The sequence below is a fragment of the Trinickia sp. genome (assembly GCF_035492435.1).
Classification (GTDB): Bacteria; Pseudomonadota; Gammaproteobacteria; order Burkholderiales; family Burkholderiaceae; genus Trinickia.
In genome coordinates, this window is record NZ_DATJJF010000069.1 from 1 (window position 1) to 5,033 (window position 5,033).

At 59.9% G+C, this 5,033-nt stretch carries 3 protein-coding genes and 1 tRNA gene; 2 read left to right on the forward strand and 2 right to left on the reverse strand.

What is annotated here, in order from left to right:
* Positions 1-289: 289 nt before the first annotated feature.
* Both VL598_RS05085 and VL598_RS05090 read right to left on the reverse strand, forming a co-directional pair.
* Positions 290-365, reverse strand: a tRNA-Lys gene (locus VL598_RS05085).
* A gap of 122 nt (positions 366-487) precedes the next feature.
* Positions 488-1,501 (reverse strand): D-2-hydroxyacid dehydrogenase family protein, encoded by a 1,014-nt coding sequence (locus VL598_RS05090; protein WP_325325605.1) that lies wholly within the window; start codon positions 1,499-1,501, stop codon positions 488-490.
* Positions 1,502-1,819: 318 nt separating this feature from the next.
* On the opposite strand from VL598_RS05090, the gene VL598_RS05095 reads away from it, so the two are divergent.
* Together VL598_RS05095 and VL598_RS05100 are read left to right on the forward strand one after the other, a co-directional pair.
* A complete protein-coding gene (locus VL598_RS05095; RefSeq protein ID WP_325325607.1) occupies positions 1,820-3,667 on the forward strand; it encodes a phosphoenolpyruvate carboxykinase (GTP) in 1,848 nt (615 codons plus the stop codon).
* A gap of 352 nt (positions 3,668-4,019) precedes the next feature.
* Positions 4,020-5,033, forward strand: a 1,014-nt coding sequence (locus VL598_RS05100) for a LysR family transcriptional regulator (protein ID WP_325325606.1), incomplete at its 3' end; no start/stop codon positions are given.

The window sequence follows — 5,033 nt, forward strand, 5'->3', positions numbered from 1 at the left end:
CGCCTTCGACGTGGCGAGCCCACTTCTGTGCCTGTTGCTTCGTGTCGAATGTGCGATAGACCGGCTTGTATCCGCGCCGACGAACTTCGGCTCGCCAGTACTCGCCACGCTGACTGATGTATGCCATACCAGACTCCATGCGAAAGGTTGAGATCGCTTGGTCTGGATTCTTCCGTTCCGGCAGTTTTCCGGCAAAGGCCAGTTTTTGCCAGCTGCCCACGCCTGCTATAGACGAAAAAAAAGCACCGCGATCGCTCGCAAGTGCTTGATTTTCAACTACCAAATTCTTTGGTGGGGCGTGAGTGACTCGAACACTCGACCTACGGATTAAGAGTCCGCTGCTCTACCAACTGAGCTAACGCCCCAACAGACCGCAGATTATGCAGCATCTGCAGCGACTTGCCTAGTCCCCGCGCGATTTTTTTTGATCCGTCCCCGTAGCGCTCGGTCGCGGCTTAGCCGGGAGACTCACCCAGCTACGTTACACCTACCGCCGCCGTACAGCCGTCAACGCTTCAGAGTTGGCGACACTCGACGTATCCCCTCCATCGAACGCCAGAATATTCTCGAACGCCGCGGTGAAGTAAAGCTCATAACTCTCGCGCTCGACATAGCCGATATGCGGCGTGCAAATCACGTTTTCCATGCGCAGCAAACCATAGCCCTGCAAGATCGGTTCGCTTTCAAATACATCGATGGCCACCATGCCCGGCCGATTTTGCGACAGCGCGTTGACGAGTGCGTTTTCCTCGAGCAGCTCAGCGCGGCTCGTGTTGACCAAAAGCGAAGTGGGCTTCATGCGCATCAGGTCTTCCTGCTTGACGATGCCGCGCGTCGTGTCGTTGAGGCGCAGATGCAGCGATAGCACATCGCTCTCCTCAAAAAACGCTTCGCGCGTTGTGGCCGTCTCGTAGCCGTCGGCCTTCGCCGTTTCGAGCGAATGCTCGCGCCCCCAAATCAGGACGCGCATGCCAAACGCCTTGCCGTAGCCGGCCACGATGCGTCCGATCTTTCCATAGCCCCAGATGCCGAGCGTTTGGCCACGCAGCACTTGCCCGAGCCCGAAGTTCGGCGGCAGCGCCGAGGTCTTGAGCCCGGACTGTTGCCAGGCGCCCTGCTTCAAGTTGGCAACGTACTGCGGAATGCGCCGCTGGGCGGCCATGATGAGCGCCCACGTCAACTCAGCCGGCGCAATCGGCGAGCCGACGCCCTCGAGTACAGCGATACCGCGCTCGGTGCACGCGGCAAGATCGATGTGACTGGAGACTTTCCCGGTCTGACTGATCATCCGCAAATGCGGACACTTGTCGAGCAACTGCGATGTCACGCGGGTTCGCTCGCGAATGAGGACGAGCGCATCAACTTCTGCCAGACGGCTCGCTAGTTGGCCCAAGCCACGCACGGTGTTGTTGAACACCTTAACATCGTGGCCTGAAAGCAGCTTGAAGCAATCGAGCTTACGGACGGCGTCCTGGTAGTCGTCGAGAATGGCAATTTTCATAACGGAGGGTTTAGCAGTGCACGGTGAATGCTGAATCGCGGTGTATCCTTGGCGCTTCCGACCTGTCATAGGTAGGGGCTGGCATGAGCGATGCAACGATCGTCGTTACGATGCTCGATGCTGCTGTCGCTGGGCAGAACTCTCTCTTTTTATCAGCTTGTCGCTACCACGCGCAAGCTGCAAGGCGGCTCGCGCCCTTTCTCACGCATCGCGGCCGAGCGCCCTCGCGTGAGCTTTCCACGCCAGCAGTATCAGCGAGCGCCCACCTTCCCCCTTTAAACAACATAAAACGGAGACAGGTCGATGAACGAAATCGCCATGGATAATACGGCCGCTTGCACGGTGCCCGCTTACATCACGCATAACGCGCTGCGCGAGTGGGTGCAGCGCGTTGCTGCCTTGACCAAGCCCGAGCGTGTCGTATGGTGCGATGGCTCGCAAGAGGAATACGATCGGCTTTGCGAGGAGATGGTGGGGTCGGGTACTTTTAAACGCCTCGATTCGCAAAAACGGCCGAATTCCTATCTCGCGTGTTCCGACCCTGCTGATGTGGCACGCGTCGAAGACCGCACGTTCATCTGCTCGAAGGTGCGCGAAGACGCGGGGCCGACTAACAACTGGGTGGACCCCGCCGAGATGCGCGCGACACTCGACGGGCTCTTCGACGGCGCGATGCGGGGACGCACGATGTATGTCGTGCCTTTCTCCATGGGCCCACTGGGGTCGCCCATCGCGCACATCGGAATCGAGCTGACGGATAGTCCCTACGTCGTCGTCAACATGCGCATCATGACGCGGATGGGGCGTCAGGCTCTCGAGGCGCTTGGTAGCGACAGCGATTTCGTGCCCTGCGTGCATTCGGTCGGAGCGCCGCTCGATCCGGGCGCGCGCGATGTCCCCTGGCCCTGCAACGACACCAAGTACATCGTTCATTTCCCCGAATCGCGCGAAATCTGGAGCTTCGGCTCCGGTTACGGCGGCAACGCGCTGCTCGGCAAGAAGTGCTTCGCGCTGCGTATCGCGTCCGCGATGGGCCGCAGCGAAGGCTGGCTCGCGGAGCACATGCTGATTCTCACCGTCACCTCGGATGCGGGGCGCAAGTATCGCGTCGCAGCGGCCTTCCCGTCGGCGTGCGGCAAGACCAATTTCGCCATGTTGATTCCGCCGCCGGCTCTGAGCAATTGGTCGATCTCGACAATCGGCGACGACATCGCGTGGATCAAGCCCGGCAAGGATGGCCGTCTCTATGCCATCAATCCGGAAGCGGGTTACTTCGGTGTGGCGCCCGGCACGAGCGAGAAAACGAACTTCAATGCCATGGCGACGTTGAAGGCCAATGTGATTTTCACGAACGTGGCGCTGACCGATGACGGCGACGTTTGGTGGGAGGGCATGACAGACGAGCCGCCCGCCCATCTCGTCGACTGGCAAGGCAACGACTGGACGCCCGAAATCGGTCGGCAGACAGGCCGTAAGGCGGCACACCCGAACGCACGTTTCACGGCGCCGGCGGCGCAGTGCCCTTCGATCGATCCCGATTGGGAAAATCCGGAAGGCGTACCGATCGATGCTTTCATCTTCGGCGGCCGGCGCTCGAGTACGGTGCCGCTCGTAACCGAGGCGCGCAATTGGGTCGAGGGCGTCTATATGGCTGCGACGATGGGTTCGGAAACGACCGCGGCGGCAGCGGGCCAGCAAGGCGTTGTACGCCGCGATCCGTTCGCCATGTTGCCGTTTTGCGGCTACAACATGGCGGACTATTTCGCGCATTGGCTCGAAGTGGGCGAGCGGCTCGATGCGCTCGGCGCCGAGCTTCCCAAGATTTTTTGCGTCAATTGGTTTCGCAAAGGCGCGGACGGCACGTTCGTGTGGCCCGGTTTCGGCGAAAACATGCGCGTTTTACGCTGGATAGTCGGGCGAATTGAGAAAGCGGCCACTGGCGTTGACCACGCGTTCGGGATTTCTCCTCGCTACGAGGATATCGACTGGACCGGGCTCGATTTTGGACGCGAACAGTTCGAGCAAGTCATTTCGGTCGACGAGGCGGCTTGGCGGCACGAGCTGACCCTGCACGACGAGCTTTTCGACAAGCTGCGGCACCACTTGCCCGCCGCACTCGCCCAGGTCAAAACCCACATCGAAGAGCGGCTGGACGCCGCGCAGTAACCGCCCAGTGCATTTGCTGTTCTTTCCTTCTGTCCGGCCTGGCCGCGCCTGGCGTATGGCAGCCGAGTCAGGCCGGCACAGCAATCGTCGATGTCGCCCATACCTCCGGGAATCCGGTAAAAGGCATGGGCTTCGCCCAGTCCCACGGGAGTTTGTCCGTCATAATCGTCACTGATTCAAGGTGCTATTCGTAGGAAGTGTGGGGAACGACAAACGGCAATGTCCCTTTTTCGAAGCCAAAAAAAAATAGCCTTTCGATGAACAAACTCTGCACCAAATCCAGAGTCGTAGGACAATTACGTATTGGCTTGGGATTTTTTTTCTGAGCAGTAACAAGCGGCAGGAGTCGTCAATGGATCATTTGCAGTCAATGCGCGTGTTCGTGAAGGTCGCGGATTTGGGGAGTTTCGCTCGTGCGGCAACTTCGATGGATATTTCCAACGCGGTTGCCACGCGTCATGTGGCAGACCTCGAATCCCGCCTCGGCACGCGGCTCTTGAACCGCACCACCCGCAGTCTCTCGCTCACCGAATCGGGACAGGTTTATCTTGAGCGCGCTCGTCAGATTCTCGACGAACTCGAAGACGTCGAGCAAATGGTTGTCGCGCGTAATCATGAACCCGTCGGCACGCTGCGCATCGTTGCGCCCGTCGTCTTCGGATTGCACAACCTGGCGCCGGTGCTGCAAACCTACGTTCAGCGCTACCCCAAGGTCATCCCCGATCTCACGCTCGTCGATCGCGGCGTCGATCTCGTTGAGGAAGGCTTCGATGTGGGCATCGTCATCGCGCAAAACATGCGCAGCGCCAGTATCGTCACGCGCCGCCTCACCACCGGCTGCATGATCGTCTGCGCCACGCCCGCTTATCTTGAGAAGCATGGCGTACCGACGCGGCCGGAGCAGCTCGCCGAACATCCGTGCCTGAGCCTGCCGTCCGAGTACTGGGGCGAGGAGCGCGTGTTCACGGGGGCGGACGGCGAAGTGCGCGTACGGCCTCAAAATGTCATCGTTTGCAATAACACGGAGATGCTGCGGCAGTTTGCGCTGCTAGGCATGGGTATCGCGATACTGCCGAGCTATCTCATTGGCAGCGACGCGAAGCGCGGTCGTCTCGTGCGCGTGCTCGGCGACTACAAATTGCCGAAGGTCGAAATCAATATCGGCTATCCGAGCCGGCGCCACCTTCCCGCGAAGGTGCGTACTTTCATCGACCATCTCGTCGATCACTTCAATCAGACCCCGAACGGGACGCTCGGCGAACTTTGGCTCAATGGCCGACAGTCCTTGCCATTTGGGCCGGACAGCGCCGATATCGACGAGGACGACACGGACGTTGGCGCCCAATCCTTCAACGGGCGGCACGAC